A 16229-nucleotide genomic window follows, 5' to 3' on the forward strand; every position below is an offset into this window, starting at 1 on the left:
GGTTCTCATGTTCCCAGGAGCCTTCGCAGAGCTCTCCCCCGGCAAGCCCGCAGCGATCGACTCCGCCACCGGCGAGATCCTGAGCCACGCCCGCCTGAACGAGGAGTCCACCCGGCTCGCGCACCACCTGCGCGCGCTGGGGCTGCGCCGCGGCGACACCGTCGCGATCGTGGCCGGCAACGATCTGCGCGTCTTCTCCGCGTACGCCGCGGCGATCCGCAGCGGCCTGTACGTCACCGCCGTCAACTTCCACCTCACTCCGGCCGAGGTCAACTACATCCTCGCCGACTGCGATGCGAAAGCGCTGTTCGCAGGAGCCGATGTGGCGGAGGCGGTCTCGGAGGCACTGCGGCTGCCGAACCTCGCCGAGCCGGGCCGCGCGATCGCCTGGGGAGGACCGATCACGGGGTTCGCCGATTTCGACACGGTTCTCGCGGAAGCCGATTCCACTCCGCTGACCGAGCAGCCGCGGGGCACCGACATGCTGTACTCCTCCGGCACCACCGGTCGCCCCAAGGGCATCCGGATCCCGCTCCCCGAGGGCACCGTCGACCAGACCCCCGACGCCTACACCGCGATCTTCGCCCCGATGTACGGCATGGACGCCGACACCGTCTACCTCTCGCCCGCGCCGCTGTACCACGCTGCGCCGCTGCGTTTCTGCGGCGTCACCATGTCGGTCGGCGGCACCGTGATCATGATGCACCGGTTCGATCCGGAGGAGGCCCTCGCCCTCATCGCGAAGTACCGCGTGACGCACAGCCAGTGGGTGCCCACCATGTTCGTGCGAATGCTCAAGCTTCCGCAGGAGACCCGGGACCACTACGACACCAGCAGCCTCAAGGTAGCGATCCACGCCGCCGCCCCCTGCCCGGCCGAGGTCAAGCAGTCGATGCTCGCCTGGTGGGGTCCGGTGATCCACGAGTACTACGCCTCCACCGAGGCCGCCGGCGCCACGTTCATCAGCCCGCAGGAAGCCCTCGAGCGCCCCGGGTCCGTGGGGCGCGCGGGCCTCGGCATCGCCCGGATCTGCGGAGACGACGGTGCCGTCCTCCCCGCCGGCGAGGTCGGCACCATCTACTTCGAGCGTGACGCGATGCCGTTCGAGTACCACAACGCGCCCGAGAAGACCCGCTCGGCGCAGCATCCCGATCACGAGAACTGGGCCACCACCGGCGATGTCGGCTACCTCGACGAGGACGGCTACCTCTACCTCACCGACCGCAAGGACTTCATGATCATCACGGGCGGGGTGAACATCTACCCGCAGGAGTCCGAGAACGCCCTCATCATGCATCCGGCGGTCACCGATGTGGCGGTGATCGGGGTACCGCACGACGAGCTCGGCGAGACCGCCCTCGCCTGCGTGCAATTGGCGCCGGGGGCGGCACCGTCGGACGAGCTGGCGCAGGAGCTGATCGAGTACGCGGGACGGGATCTGGCCCGCTACAAGCTTCCCCGCGCCGTGCGCTTCGTCGATTCGCTGCCGCGCACGCCGACGGGGAAGCTGGTCAAACGCCTGATCGAGGTCTGATCAGTAGACGGGCAGCGACGGGTCCACCTGCTTGGCGTACGCGGTGATGCCGCCCTGCAGGTGCACGGCGTCGCGGTAGCCCGCGCCCTGCACGGCGGCGAGCACCTCGGCGGAGCGGATGCCGGTCTTGCAGTACAGGACGAGCTTCTTGTCCGCGGAGACCTGCGCGAGTCCCTCGCCGGTCTCGAAGGCGCCCTTGGGCACCAGCTTCGCGCCGTCGAGGTGCACGATCTCCCACTCGACGGGCTCGCGCACGTCCACCAGCTCGTAATCGACGCCGGCGGAACCCATCTCGACGAGCTCCTTCGGCGTGATGGTGCTGCCGGCGGCGGCGCGCTCGGCCTCGTCGGAGACCACGCCGCAGAACTCGTCGTAGTCGATGAGCCCGGTGATGCGCGGGGCGTCCGGGTCCTTGCGGATCGACAGGGTGCGGTAGCTCATCTCCAGGGCGTCGTAGACCATGAGCCGGCCGAGCAGGGACTCGCCGATGCCGGTGATCAGCTTGACCGCCTCGGTGCCCATGATCGAGCCGATCGAGGCGCAGAGGATGCCGAGCACGCCGCCCTCGGCGCACGAGGGCACCATGCCGGGCGGCGGCGCGACGGGGTACAGGTCGCGGTAGTTCAGGCCCTGCTTCTCGCCGTTCGGGCCGTCGGGCGCGTCCTCCCAGAACACCGAGACCTGGCCCTCGAACCGGAAGATGGACCCCCACACGTAGGGCTTGTGCGCCAGCACCGCGGCGTCGTTGACGAGGTAGCGGGTGGCGAAGTTGTCGGTGCCGTCGAGGATGAGGTCGTACTGCTCGAACAGCTCCACCGCGTTCTCGGGCTCGAGCCGGATCGGGTGCAGGTTGACCGTGACGAGCGGGTTGATCTCGGCGATGGAATCGCGCGCGCTCTCCCCCTTGGGCCGCCCCAGGTCCGAGACGCCGTGGATCACCTGGCGCTGCAGGTTGGACTCGTCGACCTCGTCGAACTCGACGATGCCGATGGTGCCGACGCCGGCGGCGGCGAGGTAGAGCAGCGCGGGGCTGCCCAGACCGCCGGCACCGATGACCAGCACCTTCGCATTCTTGAGGCGCTTCTGGCCGGTGACCCCCATCTCGGGGATGATCAGGTGCCGCGAGTAGCGCGCGACCTCGTCGCGGGTCAGTTCGGCGGCCGGTTCGACAAGCGGGGGCAGGGTGCTCACGTTCTGCTCAACGACGGTGCGCGTCGCACCATTCCCGGGCACGGCACCGTCGGGCCGGGGCGCGGGTCACTTGAGGACGGGCGCGACCCAGGCGTTCGGCCGGCAGGTGAGGTCGTTGTCGAAGCCGTCGGACTTGTCCAGGTCGAAGATGTCGCGGTTCTTCACGCCGAAGGACTGCTGCATCATGATCGGCGCGAGGGCGCCCTGCGCGGGGCACGTGACGTGCTGCGGGTAGCCGATGGCGTGGCCGACCTCGTGGTTGATGGCGTACTGCCGGTAGCCGGTCAGATCGCCCTCGAAGGCGGTCGCGCCGCGCACCCAGCGGGCAAGGTTGATCACGACGCGCCCGATCTCGCCGTTGTAGCACGACGACTCCAGCTGGATCGTGTACCCGCAGGCCTGCCGCACCGTCATGGGCGAGGTCAGTGAGATGGTGAACGACGGGGTGCCCTTGTCGATGCGCTGGAAGGCGACGGCGGGGTCGTGGATCCAGCTGCGCGGATCGGCGAGGGTCTTGTCGACCATCGCCGCGAACGCCTGATCGCCGCCGAGGGCGCTCATGTCGACGCCGTCCTCGACGGCGATCCGGTAGGTGAAGACCTGCTGGTTGCCCTCGTCCTTCTTGCCCACACGGGGCGTGGCACCGGGGACCACGTGCCAGATCCCCTGGCCCTTCTCGGTGAACGCGCCGCCCTCCGGCAGCATGCCGGCGGGCGGCACCGGGCCCGGCACCGTCTTCGTCGGCGCACCGATGATCGTCTTCTCCGGCGTCGGATTGCGGGACAGGTGGCTCTCGGTCGACGATTCGGTCGACTCCTGCGTCCGGAAGGTGTCGGTGAAGGTCATCACCAGCGCGACCACCGTGAGGATCGCCAGCACCGGCACCGCGTAGGCGCGCCAGCCGTAGGTCCGCAGCAGGCGACCGAGCCGGCCCTGCTTGGCGTAGACCCGCTCGCGCGGCTGCCGGTAGCGGTTCTCGCCCGACGTGGCGGCGGTGGAGTTGATGGGGTCCCACTCGGCCCGAAGCGGCGCACGCCCGTCCGGCCGCGGACGCCTCGGGTTCGAAGGACTACTCACGTCGTCAACAATTCCACGAACACCGCCGCGGGAGTGGAACCGACACGCGCCCGGCCGCCGTCACGCCCGCGCTCGCTCCTGCGCCTGCGCGGCGGCGATGAGGTCGGCGACGATCCGCGCCGTCTCCGCCGGCCGCTCCATCTGCGCGACGTGCCCCACGTCCTCGAACACCGTCAGCGTGCTCCCCCGGATGTGCCGCACGACCTTCGGCGCCACCCCGACACTGACCAGTAGGTCGCGCGCGCCCCACACCACCGCGGTGGGCACCGAGACCGACCGGGCCGCCGCCCAGTGCGCCGCGCCCAGGTCGACCAGCCAGCTGCGCACCAGCGCGTTGAAGCTCGCGGCGAGCGCGTCGGGGGCCCACGTCATCGACGCGCGTGCCGCCGCCTGGTCGACGGCCTGCTGCCGACGCACCGGCCCCATGACGGCCGGGTCGACGAGGATCTCGCGGAAGGTCTGCTCGACCTGCCGCTCCGGGTACGCGCTGGCGATGAGGCGGAATCCCGCCGGCCCGACGCCGGGGATCCGCACCAGCGACAGCGGCAGGAACTGCAGGCGCCGGATCCGCGGGCGCAGGTCCGGGAAGGCCGGCGAGATCAGCGTCAGCGAGCGCAGCAGGTCGGGCCGGAGCATCGCGACGCGCACCGCGATCGCCCCGCCGAGCGAGTTGCCCAGCAGGTGGATCCCGTCGCCCCGGACCGCGACCAGCGTCTCGAGGTACGCGATCACCGTCTGCGCGAACTCCTCGATGGAGTAGTCGCCGTCGGCGGGCGGATCGGAGAGCCCGAATCCCGGCAGGTCGAGCGCGTACGAGGCCGCGACCGGCGCGAGCACCTGCCCCAGGTCGGTCCAGTTGATCGACGAGCCGCCCAGGCCGTGGACCATCACCACCGTCGGGCGCGGATCGCGGGGCGCGGTGATCGCCGCGGCCGCGTCGACGTGGCGGGCGAACACCCGTCGCCCGCGCAGGGTCAGGAACTCCCCGGGCCAGACGTCGCTGGTCCGATTCACCTGTGCGAGAACCGACACACCGGGCAGCTTGCCAGAGCAAGCCGCCGGCGGCGAACCCGGCGGGAGTATTGTTCACGGGTCAGGGCCGCACGGCGCGGCCCGGAAACGATGAGGTGGACTACATGGCGGACCTGGGCGCGACGACCGCGGCGGGCGATCCCCGCGGCGGGACGAATCCTGCGCCGCGCCGCACCGCCCGGCTCCCGCGCAGCGCACGTCGCATCCAGCTGCTCGAGGCCGCGAGCAGCGTGTTCGTCGATCTGGGCTACCACTCGGCCGGCATGGACGAGATCGCGGTGCGCGCCGGCGTCAGCAAGCCCGTGCTCTACCAGCACTTCCCCGGCAAGCTCGAGCTGTACATCGCGGTGCTCAATTCGCACAGCGAGGCTCTGGTCACCGGCGTGCGCGAGGCGCTGAGCAGCTCCACCGACAACCACGAGCGCGTGATCGGTGCGGTCCGCTCGTTCTTCGACTTCGTCGACCGCGACAGCATGGGCTACAAGCTCATCTTCGAGTCCGACGTCCTCGAGCCCGTCGTGCAGGAGCGCGTCGAGGGCGCGGTGGACGCGTGCATCGACGCCGTCTACGACCTCGTCTCCGAGGACTCGGGCCTCGACCCCTACCGCGCCCGCATGCTCGCCGTCGGGCTCGTCGGCGCCAGCCAGGTCAGCGCCCGGTACTGGCTCTACGCCGATCGCCCCATCCCCAAGGAGGAGGCGGTGGCCACCACCGTCGAGCTGCTGTGGGGCGGCCTGAGCCGCGTGCCGCTGCAGGCCCAGCGCCGCGCCCAGTAGGTCGGTCGGTCCCGCGGCTCAGGCCGCGCGGTGCATCAGCATCTCGATCGGCCCGCGGGCGAAGCGGCGCGTCCACAGCGCCGAGACCGCGAGCAGGCAGGCCATCACGCCGACGTAGACCGCGACGGTGAAGACGAGCCGGTGTTCCGCCCCGAACCGGGCGGCGAGACCGAGCCCCCACCCGTAGCAGAGCGCCGAGGCGATCAGGTTCTGCAGCACGTAGCAGCTCAGCGCGGTCTTTCCCACGTTGCTCAGCGCTCCGCCCACGCGCCCCACCGCCCGCCGCTGGTAGAACTCCGCGATCAGCGCGAGCAGCCCCAGCGCCACGAGCGGGGCGACGGCGTACCGTCCGACGAAGACGGCCGGCCCCGCGAGCCCCAGCGGCGCACCGGCGATCCCGATCGCGAGGTCGACCGGCGCCGCGACCCCGCCGATCCACATCATCCGGCGGCGCAGGGCGGCGCCCTCCGGGGCGAAGAGCCCGCCCTGGAACAGGGCCGCGCCGGTGAGGAACATCGCGATCGTCAGCGGGATCATGAACATCGTCTCGGCGCGGAAGAGCAGCGCGTGATCGGCACGGAAGAGCACCAGGTCCCAGAACGAGCCGTCGGCGTACGGGTTCGCGCGGGCGGGCTCCGGACCCGCGCCGACGCCGGAGCGCTCGAGCGTCATCCCGACGGACACCAGCGCCACCACGGACAGGTGCAGTGCGGCGCAGGCGACCGCCCAGCGCAGCCGCACGCGCGGCCGCAGGATCAGCATCGCCGAGACCACGAAGGACACCAGGGCGTAGCCCATGAGCACGTCGAACTCGGCGACGAGCAGGAAGTGCACGAGCCCGTCGAGGAACAGGACCAGCGCGCGGCGCCAGTACCGGCCCGGCCAGGGGCGCTCGTGCCGCGCCGCCGAGGCCTGCTGGATCGCCAGCCCCACCCCGAACATGAGGCTGAGCAGCCCGAGGAACTTGCCCTGCGCGAGGGTCTGCAGCACCCGGATCGGCAGCGATTCCGCGCCGACGGTGTCCAGGTAGCCGACCATGCCGCGAGGCTCGGTGAAGATCCACACGTTGGTGCCGAAGGTGCCGAGGATCGCGAGGCCGCGCGCCACGTCGAGCGAGGCGATGCGGCGCGTCGTGGGCGCCGGGGTACTGGCGGTGCCGGCCGGGGCGGGAGTCGAGGTCATGCCGACCACCCTCCCCCGGAACGCGAGGACCCCGCGACCACCGATCGGTGAACGCGGGGTCCGTCGTTCGGGGGACCTACTCCGACGCGGCCTCGACGGTCGCGCCCTCGGTCTTCTTGGCGCCCGAGCGGCGACGACGGCGGCGCTTGCGGGCGGGGGCGTCGCCCTCGGCGCTCTCGCCCGACGGTCCGCCCTCGGCCTTCGCCGGGGCGTCCGTGGCGGGCTTGGCCTCGGCGGGCGCACCGTCGACCTTCTGGCCGCCGCGGGTGCGGGTGCGCGACCGGGTGCGGGTGCTCTCGCGCTTCTCACGCGGCTTGCGCTCGACGACCTCGCCCTCGGCGCGCTTGCGCACGCCGGGCAGGCTGCCCTTGACCTTGGGATCGATGCCCAGATCGGTGAACAGGTGCTCGCTGGAGCTGTAGGTCTCCACCGGCTCGGGCTTGCCGAGGCCGAGGGCCTTGTCGATGAGCTCCCAGCGGTGCAGCTCGTCCCAGTCGACGAGGGTGACCGCGGTGCCGGTCTTGCCGGCGCGGCCGGTGCGGCCGATGCGGTGGACGTAGGTCTTGTCGTCCTCGGGGCACTGGAAGTTGATGACGTGGGTGACGTCGTCGATGTCGATGCCGCGGGCCGCGACGTCGGTCGCGACGAGCACGTCGATCGAGCCGTCGCGGAACTTGCCGAGCGCCTTCTCGCGGGCGACCTGGCCGAGGTCGCCGTGCACCGCGCCGACCTTGAAGCCGCGCTCGGCGAGGTCGTCGGCGACCTTCTGCGCGGTGCGCTTCGTGCGGGTGAAGATCATGGTGGCGCCGCGGCCCTCGGCCTGCAGCACCTTCGCCACCAGCTCGACCTTGTCGAGGGCGTGAGCACGGTAGACGTACTGGGTGGTTCGCTCGTGCACCGCGGAGTCGTCGTGGTGCTCGGCGCGCACGTGCGTGGGCTGGCGCAGGAAGGTGCGGGCCAGGGTGATGATCGGGCCCGGCATGGTGGCCGAGAACAGCATGGTCTGCCGGTCGGTGGGCACCATCGTCAGGATGCGCTCGATGTCGGGCAGGAAGCCCAGGTCGAGCATCTCGTCGGCCTCGTCGAGCACGAGGATCTGGATCTTGCCGAGCACGAGGTGGCCCTGCTTGGCCAGGTCGAGGAGGCGGCCGGGCGTGCCGACGACCACGTCGACGCCCTTCTGCAGCGCCTCGATCTGCGCCTCGTACGGACGGCCGCCGTAGATCGAGGTGATCGTCAGGTCGCGCTCGCCCTTGGTGGTCTGCACGCGGACGCCGTCGGAGGCGCGCTCGAGATCCTCGGTGACCTGCACGCACAGCTCGCGCGTCGGGACGATGATGAGGGCGCGGGGCGTGCCGTCGAGGGCGCGCAGGCCGTCCTCGCCCACCTCGGCGCGGGCCTGGGTGACGAGGCGGTTGAGCAGCGGGACGCCGAAGCCGTAGGTCTTGCCCATGCCCGTACGGGCCTGACCGATGAGGTCGTTGCCGGCCAGCGCGAGCGGCAGCGTCAGCTCCTGGATGGCGAAGGTGCGCTCGATGCCGCGCTTGGCCAGCGAGTCGACGATGCCCTGGTCGACGCCGAGCTCGGCGAAGCTGGGCGAGACGTGATCGTCGCCGATCACGTGGACGTCGGGCATGCCCTCTTCGGTGGCGGGCTCGGTGTGGATGTCAGTGATTGCGGTGGTGGTCTCGGAAGTAATGGTTCTGCCTTTCATCGGCGGCGAATGCGTCGCGTTCATGTCTCACGCGCGCACTGCTTCCGGCCAATGAATCCTCGGCCCGCAACGGGCCGTCATCGTCGCCTCGACGCCTTCGTCGTGGTGACGAGGGCGGAGTGCGCGCACAACTACCGGCGATCGAAATGGATCGCTACGGACCATGGTACCCGGCCGGGCCGCCCGCATTAGCATGTGCGTCATGAGCGAACAGGCGCGGCATCGGGGAATCCCGTCGGAACACCCGGGCGTGGCCGCCCTGTTCGCGGTGCTGGCGCACGGTGAGCTGGCCGCGTTCGAGCGGCTGGCCAAGGAGGCGCAGATGGCGCCGGACCTGCGCGGCCGGATCGCCGTGTCGTCGATGGCGGCGGCGCAGATGCGCAACTTCGAGCTGCTCGAGACCGAACTGGACCGTCGCGGGCAGGACGTCGCCACCGCGACCGCCCCGTTCGAGCCCGTGATCACCCGCTACCACGAGCGCACGACCCCGCGGAACTGGAACGAGGCGCTGGTCAAGGCGTACATCGGCGACGGGCTGGCGGCGGACTTCTACTCGGAGGTGGCGCGCGCGCTGCCGGGCGAGCCCGCGACGATCGTCGCGGCGGTCCTCTCCGACACCCGCGAGTCGGACTTCGCGGTCGAGCGGGTGCGGGAGGCGGTCACCGCCAACCCGGCGCTGCGCTCCCCGCTCACGCTGTGGGGGCGGCGCCTGCTCTCGGAGGCGATCACCCAGGCGCAGGAGGTGCTGGCCACCCGCGACGAACTCTCGGCGCTGCTGTTCGAGCACTCCGGGGACCTGCCCGGCGTGACGCAGTTCTTCGAGTCGCTGCAGACCCGCCACGCCGAGCGGATGGCGACGCTGGGCCTGGGCTGAGCCACCGCCTGCGGTGAACGCTGCCGATACCGGCGAACGCTGCCGGTTCTCGGCAGCGTTGACGGGTTTCGGCAGCGCCGGCGGGAATCGGCGGCGGCGACGCGCGCTGCCCTGAGCGGAAATCTGCGCTCCGACGGCACACCCCGCAGCCCGGGACCGATAACCTCGTGGCATGGAGATCAAGATCGGTATCGCGGACTCGAACCGCGAACTCGTGGTGCAGAGCAAGGATCAGGCGGACGACGTGAAGAAGGCCGTGAGCGACGCGCTCGCCGGCCGCACCGAGCTGCTGGAGCTCACGGACGAGAAGGGCAAGCAGTACCTGGTGCCCACCGCCCGCGTCTCCTACGTCGAGATCGGGACGGCCGAGAGCCGCTCGGTCGGTTTCAACGCCAGCTGATCCCCGCGATCGCCTCACCGCGGCCGCCCCGGACACCGTCCGGGGCGGCCGCGCTGGGCCCGGTGCCGGTTCAGTCGCGCTCGGCCCCCGGCGCACCCGCCGCGTTCGCCCGCGCCGCGAAGTAGTCGCGCAGCGTGCGCGATCCGTGCGGCGTCCCCACCGAGTCGACCTGCATGCCCTCGAGGAAGAAGCGGGTCAGCGAGCCCGCGCGCGGGCCGAGCCGGTCCGCCGCCCAGACCACCCGCGGCGCCAGCCCCGCCGGGAGGCGCACGTAGCGCGGGCGCCGGCCCGCCGCCGCGAAGGCCAGGTCGACGACGTCGCGGTAGGTGAGCACGTCGGGACCGCCGACGTCCCAGGTGCCCGCGGCACCGTCGGCGAGGCGATCGAGGCAGACCTGCGCGAGGTCGGCGCCGTGGATCGGCGCCAGGCGCACGCCGCCCTCCCCCAGGCCGAACGCCCATCCCCGCCGAGCGAGGTCGAAGATCTCGGTGAGATCCGAGAAGTAGCCCGACGGATTGACGATCTGCGGGGTCACCCGCGAGCGGACCAGCGCCTCCATGAACGCGTACTTCGCGCGGGCCACGCCGGACGTGCCGGTCGCCGCGTTCATCACCCCGACGTACAGGAACGACGACACCGCCGCGTCCTCGGCCAGCCGCAGGTAGCGCAGGTTCATCAGGAAATCGACGTCCCACGGGTCGGCGGGCTGACGCGTGACGCCCAGGGCGGAGACGACGTGATCGACCCCGTCCATCAGGTCCGCTCCGTGCTCCCGCGCAGCGTCGGCGCTCACCACCCACTCGTCCACGAGCGGGCCGAGGCCCGGGGCGTCGTACGCGCCGGGGGCCTCCGCACGGGCCCGATCGCGCACGACGGCGCGCACGGTGTACCCCTCCCGGTGCAGGGCGTCGACGAGGTGCCGACCGACGTAGCCCGTCGCCCCGAGGACCAGGACGCGATGCGTTGCGTTGTTCATGTCCGACCTTCCGGTTCTACTCGCTGATCTTCCGGTTCTACCCGCTGATGTCCACGGGGTGCGGGCCGGCTCAGAGGCCGGCCGGGCCCGCGTACAGGTACTCGCCCGGACGCTGCGGATCCGGCGCGACGAGGACGACGTCGCCCTGGCGCGGGATCTGCACCTTCGAGACGAGGGTGCGGATCGCCGCCCGCTGCCCGCCGGGCAGGTCCACGGTGATCTGCACGACCGGATCGAAGTTCACCAGCTGGCCCGTATCGGCGACGCCGATCACCGCGGCGCGGACGAGCTCCGCGCCGCCCGCGCCTCCGGCCGCCGCACCCGCCTGGGCCTGGCGGGTCGCGTCCATCGCCGCGCCGAGACGGGCGGCGTTGTCTGCGCCCATGAATCCCTTCATCAGGCGACCGCCGAGGCCCTTACCCGCGGCGATGTCCTCCGCCTGGCGCATCGCGCGCTCGGTCGGATCGCCGGACTTCTTCGAACCGAACAGTCCCATGTCATACCTTTCGTCGAGGTCGAATGATTCGGGGCGCCGCGGACGGTGCCGGGGCCGTCAGCGCAGCAGCGCGACGGCGGAGTACGGATCGCTCGCGGCCGCGCTGACGCCGACGATCACTGCGAAGATCAGGTAGAGCACGGCGAAGGCCGTGAGCACGCCGCCGAGGACGACGCCGACGACCGCGACGGTGTTCTTGTACCCCCGGCGCTTCGACTTGTTCAGCGCCACGATCGAGACGATCAGCCCCGGCAGGGCGCAGAAGAACGACAGCACCACCCCGGTGATCGCGAGCGTGTTGTCCGGATCGTTGACGCGCTCACCGGCGGGCATCGGCGGGCCGTATCCCTGCGGCGTGGTGCCGCCGTACGGGAACCGTTCCTGCCCGGGCGGGCGATGGTCGCTCGGCATCGACATATCTGCACTCCTGGTTGTGAATGACGCCGGCGCACTCGGTCACCGGACAGGGATGCGCCCGGGACGGCCCGACGGTCACCCTCACATTATCGCAACTGGAAGTTGCATTACGAACGCGGGTGACGCACTGCGGACGACCCACGACGACATGCCCCGGCGACGTGCGGCGGCGGCGCGGCCCGGCGCGCCGCTAGGCTCGGGCGCGTGGTGAAACCCGAACGCAGGACCCGCGTCGATCTGGCGGTCGCGGCCGCGATCCTGGTCGCGGTGGTCGTCGCGGGCGTCGTGGCCTGGCAGACGGGCTCGGCGAGCAAGGCCGTCAGCGAGACGGTTCCCGCACCGTCGACGGTGCCCGGGAACCTCGTCGAGCTCCCGGCGGCGCTGCGGGAGGCCTGGACCGAGCGCGCGGACCAGCCCGTCCTGACCCTGCCGAGCACCGGCGCGCTGGTGCTCAGCCGCGGCGGCGAGGTCACCGGCCACGATCCCGCCACCGGCCGTCGCACGTGGCGCTACCAGCGCGAGAGCGATCTCTGCGGCCTCAGCGACAACGCGGGACTGGTCCTCGCGTTCTACCGCGACGTCCGCGGCTGCGGCGAGGTCATGGCGCTCGATCCCACGACGGGCCAGCGCCGCGCGAGCCGCACCAGCCGGGAGGACCGCGACATCACCGTCACCGGCGACGGCAATTACGCCGTCGTGCAGGGCCCGACCCGCGTCGACGTCTTCCGCTCCGACCTGGTGCGCACCGTCGAGTACGGCAAGCCCGACGTGCCGGTGAACCCCGGCGTCCAGCCCCGCTCCGGGTGCACCATCGGCTCGGCGCTCCCCGCGGGCGCGTCGATCGCCGTGCTCGAGGCGTGCCCCACCGAGCCCTCCCCCCGACTGACGCTGATCGGCGCGTCGCCGAAGGAGGCGACCGAGCCGCAGGAGACCTCGTCGGTGGTCTCGCCCGACCTGGGCGCCGCCGCCCCCGAGGGCACGGACCGCGCGCGACTGATCACCGCCACCTCCGGCGGCGCGGTGGTCTACGTCCCGGCCCAGGACGGCCGCCCCGCCCGGGTGACCACCGTCGACCCGCAGGGCCGCACGCTGCGCTCGGTGGACGTGCCCGCCCCGCCCGCCGGCGCCCCGCGCGAGGTGCCCGTGGTGACGGAGGCCGGCCTCGCCTCGTTCTTCACCGGGACCGCGACCGTGGTGGTGGACGCCGCCTCGCTCACCGCGCAGATGGTGATCCCCGGAACCCTCGGGCCCGGCGCCGTAGTCGGCGGCCAGCTCGTGGTGCCCGGCCCCACCTCACTGACCGCCTACGACCTGCGCACGCGGGCGCTGGCCCGCTCCACGCCGATCGCCAAGCCCGGCTACACGGGCGGGCCGGTGCTGCTCGCGGAGGTCGACGAGACCCTGCTCGCGCAGTGGGGGTCGACGGTCCAGGCCTACCGCGCGGCCTAGCCCGACCGCTACTCCGACGCCCAGGTGACCAGCGGCGCACCGTCGGAGACGTGCCCCTTGATGCTCTGCGCGAGTTCGCGATAGGCGCTGGCGCCCTTGTTCTTCCGCCCGGCGAGCACGGTGCGCCCGGCGGCGTTCGCCTCGGCGAAGCGCACGGTGCGCGGGATCGGCGGGGAGAGCACCGCGAGGTCGTAGCGGTCGGCGACGTCCGAGAGGATGTCGCGGCTGTGCGTGGTGCGCGCGTCGTAGAGCGTCGCGATGGCGCCGAGCATGCTCAGCTCCGGGTTGGTGATCGCCTGCACGTCGCGGACCGTCTTGAGCAGCTGCCCCACGCCCCGGTGCGCGAGCGTCTCGCACTGCAGCGGGATGGCGACGGCGTCCGCGGCGGTCAGCCCGTTGAGCGTGAGCACACCGAGGCTCGGCGGGCAGTCGATGATCACCACGTCGAACCGGTCGGCGACGTCCGCCAGCGCCCGCTTGAGCGCGTACTCGCGGCCCGCGCGCATGAGCAGCAGTGCCTCCGCGCCGGCCAGATCGAGCGTCGCGGGCAGCACCGTGACGCCGTCCTCGGTCTCGAGCAGCACCTCGTCGATCCCCTTGTCCCCCAACAGCACCTCGTGCACGCTGTGCTCGAGGCGGTCGGGGTTGTGCCCGAGCGAGAAGGTCAGGCAGCCCTGGGGGTCGAGGTCGACGACGAGGACGCGGGCGCCGAGCTCGACGAGCGCGGCACCGAGACTCGCGACGGTGGTGGTCTTGGCGACGCCGCCCTTCTGGTTGGCGACGGCCAGGACGAACGGGGAGGCACCGGTCATGGTGCGACCCTACCCATTGATGCGCGACGATGACCGGGTGAGCCATACACATCGCCTCGTCTACATCCGCCACGGTGAGACCGCATGGTCGCGCATCGGTCGCCACACCGGCGCCACCGACGTGCCCCTCACCGAGACCGGGATCGCGCAGGCGCGGGCCCTGGGCCCCGTCCTCGCCGAGCTCGAGCTGGCGCGTCCGACCGTGCTGGTCAGCCCGCGCACCCGCGCCGCGGAGACGGCGGAGCTCGCGGGCCTGACGGTGACCGCCGTCGACCCGGACCTCGCGGAGTGGGACTACGGCGACTACGAGGGCCGCACCAGCGAGGAGATCCGCGCCGACGACCCCGGCTGGACGATCTGGACCGCGGGCGCGCCCGGCGGCGAGACCGGCGAGCAGGTCGCCGCGCGCGCGGACCGGGTGCTCGCGCGGGCGCGCGCCGCCATGGCCGACGGTGACGTCGTGCTCGTCGCGCACGGCCACCTGGGCCGGGTGCTCACGGCCCGCTACCTCGGGCAGCCCGCCGCCTTCGGGCAGCACACGGCGCTCCTGCCCGCCTCGGCGGCGGTGTTCGGCGACGACCGCGACGGCGTGCCGCAGATCAGCCGGTTCGGGCTCGTCGGCTACGCGGCCGCGCAGTACGCGGGGCGGTAGGCGTCAGTCCCGGCGGTACTCGCCCTCGAGCCACGCCACCGTCGGCGGGCTGAACAGCAGGCCGAGCACGAGCACGGCGACCGCGACCAGGGGCAGGCCGATCTCGGGCCGGCCCTGCGCGAAGGCGCCGCTGAGGCCGGCGCAGCCGAGCAGCACGTTGGTAAGCACGCCGAGCGTGCGCCCCCAGCGCTTGCCGCGCAGCAGGGCGATGCCGCCCGCGAGGACCGCGGCGCCCATCGGGATCATCCAGAACGCGATGCCGTAGGCGCCGGTGGTGGTGTCGGCGGTGCCGGCGATGCCGCGGATCAGTTCGACGACGCCGACGGCCAGCGCCACGAACCCCTCGAGCGCGACGACGGCGCCGGCCGCCTTGACGGTGCCGGGTGCCGCGGTGCGGGTGGCGCCGGAGCGCGCGGAGCGGGAGCGGGTGGCGGCCGGGCGCGAATCGCCGCCGCGTCCGTTGGTCGAAGTCACGACCCCAGGGTATCGGGCACGGGTGGGTAGGCTGCTCGGTGTGCGCGCCCTGTTGATCTCCAACCCGAACGCCACGTCCATCACCGCAGCGGGCCGGGACCTCGTCGCCATGGCCCTGGCGTCCGCGCTGGACGTCACCCTGGCGCAGACCGAACACCGCGGTCACGCGTCCGAGCTCGCCGCCGCGGCCCGCGCGGACGGCACCGATCTGGTGATCGTGCACGGCGGCGACGGCACGGTCAACGAGGTGGTGTGCGGGATCCTCGGGCGCGAGGGCCTGCCCGGCGGCCCGGCCCCCGTCCCGGCGAGCGAACTGCCCGCCGTCGCGGTCATCCCCGGCGGCAGCGCGAACGTCTTCGCCCGATCGCTGGCCGTCCCGCGCAAGCCCGACGAGGCCACCGTCCACCTCACCGACCTGCTCGCGCGCCGCAGCTTCCGCACCATCGGCCTGGGCTGCGCCGACGAGCGGTACTTCCTGTTCAACGCGGGCATGGGCGTCGACGCGGAGGTGATCGCGAACATGGAGGCGCTGCGCGCGAAGGGCAAGGCGGCCACGTCGTCGCGGTACGTGCGCACCTCGATCCGCACGTTCTTCTCCGCCGCGCGCCGCGAGCCGCAGCTGACCGTCCACCTGCCGGGCGAGGAGCCCGGCACCTGGCAGGACATCGACGGCGCACACTTCGCCTTCGTCTCGAACGCGAGCCCGTGGACCTTCCTCAACGACCGTCCGGTGTTCACCAACCCGGGGACCGATTACGGCACCGGGCTGGGCGTCTTCGCCTCCCGCTCGATGCGCACGATCCCGAACCTCGTACTGGTCCGGCAGATGCTCTCCGCGCGCCGCACCAAGGGGCCGACGGTGCGCCACCTGGTTCGGCACGACGACCTGCCCGAACTGCGCGTGAGCAGCGCGGTTCCCGTTCCCGCGCAGGTCGACGGCGACCACCTCGGCGACCGCACCGACGTTCGGTTCTGGTACTCGCCCGAGCGCATCCGCGTGGTGGCCGACCTGCCGCCGCTGCCCCGCGTGCGCTGACCCGCGGGGCCGCCCGTGCGGCCCGTCCCCCAGCGACTCGGCGTGAAGCGATCCGATGACCGGATTGAGCAATACATCACGTCACACGAGAAAACTGTTGCAAACCCGCAGCGTGTACGGATATTCTTGCGGGCACG

General features: G+C 72.1%; 17 protein-coding genes. 7 read left to right on the forward strand and 10 right to left on the reverse strand.

Annotated features, from left to right (window positions below):
* Positions 1 to 7 precede the first annotated feature (7 nt).
* On the forward strand, positions 8 to 1534 hold the full coding sequence (locus BLQ62_RS17335) for an acyl-CoA synthetase (protein ID WP_068568250.1): 1527 nt from the start codon (positions 8 to 10) through the stop codon (positions 1532 to 1534).
* On the opposite strand, the gene moeZ is transcribed toward BLQ62_RS17335, so the two are convergent.
* The 3 genes from moeZ to BLQ62_RS17350 form a co-directional block, all read right to left on the reverse strand.
* Positions 1535 to 2716: an adenylyltransferase/sulfurtransferase MoeZ gene (moeZ, locus tag BLQ62_RS17340; RefSeq protein WP_170842957.1), complete on the reverse strand. Its 1182-nt coding sequence runs from the start codon at positions 2714 to 2716 to the stop codon at positions 1535 to 1537. It lies immediately after the preceding gene.
* 75 nt (positions 2717 to 2791) lie between these two features.
* Positions 2792 to 3802: a DUF3152 domain-containing protein gene (locus tag BLQ62_RS17345; protein ID WP_068529154.1), complete on the reverse strand. Its 1011-nt coding sequence runs from the start codon at positions 3800 to 3802 to the stop codon at positions 2792 to 2794.
* A 60-nt stretch (positions 3803 to 3862) separates the two neighbouring features.
* Positions 3863 to 4834, reverse strand: coding sequence for an alpha/beta fold hydrolase (locus BLQ62_RS17350; protein WP_068529151.1), 972 nt, complete (start codon positions 4832 to 4834; stop codon positions 3863 to 3865).
* 104 nt (positions 4835 to 4938) lie between these two features.
* Here BLQ62_RS17350 and fasR point away from each other — a divergent pair, with 104 nt between their 5' ends.
* A complete protein-coding gene (gene fasR / locus BLQ62_RS17355; protein WP_068530420.1) occupies positions 4939 to 5610 on the forward strand; it encodes an HTH-type transcriptional activator FasR in 672 nt (223 codons plus the stop codon).
* Positions 5611 to 5628: 18 nt separating this feature from the next.
* Here fasR and BLQ62_RS17360 read toward each other — a convergent pair whose 3' ends face one another.
* Complete coding sequence (locus BLQ62_RS17360; RefSeq protein ID WP_068568365.1) at positions 5629 to 6792, reverse strand: DUF418 domain-containing protein; 1164 nt, start codon at positions 6790 to 6792, stop codon at positions 5629 to 5631.
* 76 nt (positions 6793 to 6868) lie between these two features.
* Entirely contained in the window at positions 6869 to 8506 is a 1638-nt protein-coding gene (locus BLQ62_RS17365) for a DEAD/DEAH box helicase (protein WP_082756871.1), read from the reverse strand.
* Positions 8507 to 8708: 202 nt separating this feature from the next.
* Between BLQ62_RS17365 and BLQ62_RS17370 the strand changes: the two genes are divergently transcribed.
* Both BLQ62_RS17370 and BLQ62_RS17375 read left to right on the forward strand, forming a co-directional pair.
* Entirely contained in the window at positions 8709 to 9380 is a 672-nt protein-coding gene (locus BLQ62_RS17370; RefSeq protein ID WP_068529147.1) for a ferritin-like fold-containing protein, read from the forward strand.
* Positions 9381 to 9552: 172 nt separating this feature from the next.
* The gene (locus tag BLQ62_RS17375; RefSeq protein ID WP_068529144.1) at positions 9553 to 9780 is read left to right on the forward strand and encodes a DUF3107 domain-containing protein; all 228 of its coding nucleotides are present in this window, start codon (positions 9553 to 9555) and stop codon (positions 9778 to 9780) included.
* A 70-nt stretch (positions 9781 to 9850) separates the two neighbouring features.
* Here the strand turns inward: BLQ62_RS17375 and BLQ62_RS17380 are convergent, their stop codons facing one another.
* The 3 genes from BLQ62_RS17380 to BLQ62_RS17390 form a co-directional block, all read right to left on the reverse strand.
* A complete protein-coding gene (locus tag BLQ62_RS17380) occupies positions 9851 to 10756 on the reverse strand; it encodes an SDR family oxidoreductase (protein WP_068568248.1) in 906 nt (301 codons plus the stop codon).
* Between the two features lie 70 nt (positions 10757 to 10826).
* Positions 10827 to 11252, reverse strand: a complete 426-nt coding sequence (locus BLQ62_RS17385) for a hypothetical protein (protein WP_068568247.1) — start codon at positions 11250 to 11252, stop codon at positions 10827 to 10829.
* A 57-nt stretch (positions 11253 to 11309) separates the two neighbouring features.
* Positions 11310 to 11669 (reverse strand): DUF4190 domain-containing protein, encoded by a 360-nt coding sequence (locus BLQ62_RS17390; RefSeq protein WP_068568246.1) that lies wholly within the window; start codon positions 11667 to 11669, stop codon positions 11310 to 11312.
* Positions 11670 to 11873: 204 nt separating this feature from the next.
* Here BLQ62_RS17390 and BLQ62_RS17395 point away from each other — a divergent pair, with 204 nt between their 5' ends.
* Entirely contained in the window at positions 11874 to 13118 is a 1245-nt protein-coding gene (locus BLQ62_RS17395) for an Rv3212 family protein (protein ID WP_068568245.1), read from the forward strand.
* Between the two features lie 8 nt (positions 13119 to 13126).
* Here the strand turns inward: BLQ62_RS17395 and BLQ62_RS17400 are convergent, their stop codons facing one another.
* Positions 13127 to 13930 (reverse strand): ParA family protein, encoded by an 804-nt coding sequence (locus BLQ62_RS17400; protein ID WP_068529132.1) that lies wholly within the window; start codon positions 13928 to 13930, stop codon positions 13127 to 13129.
* A 37-nt stretch (positions 13931 to 13967) separates the two neighbouring features.
* On the opposite strand from BLQ62_RS17400, the gene BLQ62_RS17405 reads away from it, so the two are divergent.
* The gene (locus BLQ62_RS17405; RefSeq protein WP_231857715.1) at positions 13968 to 14582 is read left to right on the forward strand and encodes an acid phosphatase; all 615 of its coding nucleotides are present in this window, start codon (positions 13968 to 13970) and stop codon (positions 14580 to 14582) included.
* Between the two features lie 3 nt (positions 14583 to 14585).
* Here BLQ62_RS17405 and BLQ62_RS17410 read toward each other — a convergent pair whose 3' ends face one another.
* On the reverse strand, positions 14586 to 15056 hold the full coding sequence (locus BLQ62_RS17410; RefSeq protein ID WP_068568243.1) for a hypothetical protein: 471 nt from the start codon (positions 15054 to 15056) through the stop codon (positions 14586 to 14588).
* Positions 15057 to 15096: 40 nt separating this feature from the next.
* Here BLQ62_RS17410 and BLQ62_RS17415 point away from each other — a divergent pair, with 40 nt between their 5' ends.
* Complete coding sequence (locus tag BLQ62_RS17415; protein ID WP_068530412.1) at positions 15097 to 16092, forward strand: diacylglycerol/lipid kinase family protein; 996 nt, start codon at positions 15097 to 15099, stop codon at positions 16090 to 16092.
* Positions 16093 to 16229: the final 137 nt, after the last annotated feature.

Origin of the sequence: Tsukamurella pulmonis (assembly GCF_900103175.1) — a bacterium.
Lineage (GTDB): Bacteria > Actinomycetota > Actinomycetes > Mycobacteriales > Mycobacteriaceae > Tsukamurella > Tsukamurella pulmonis.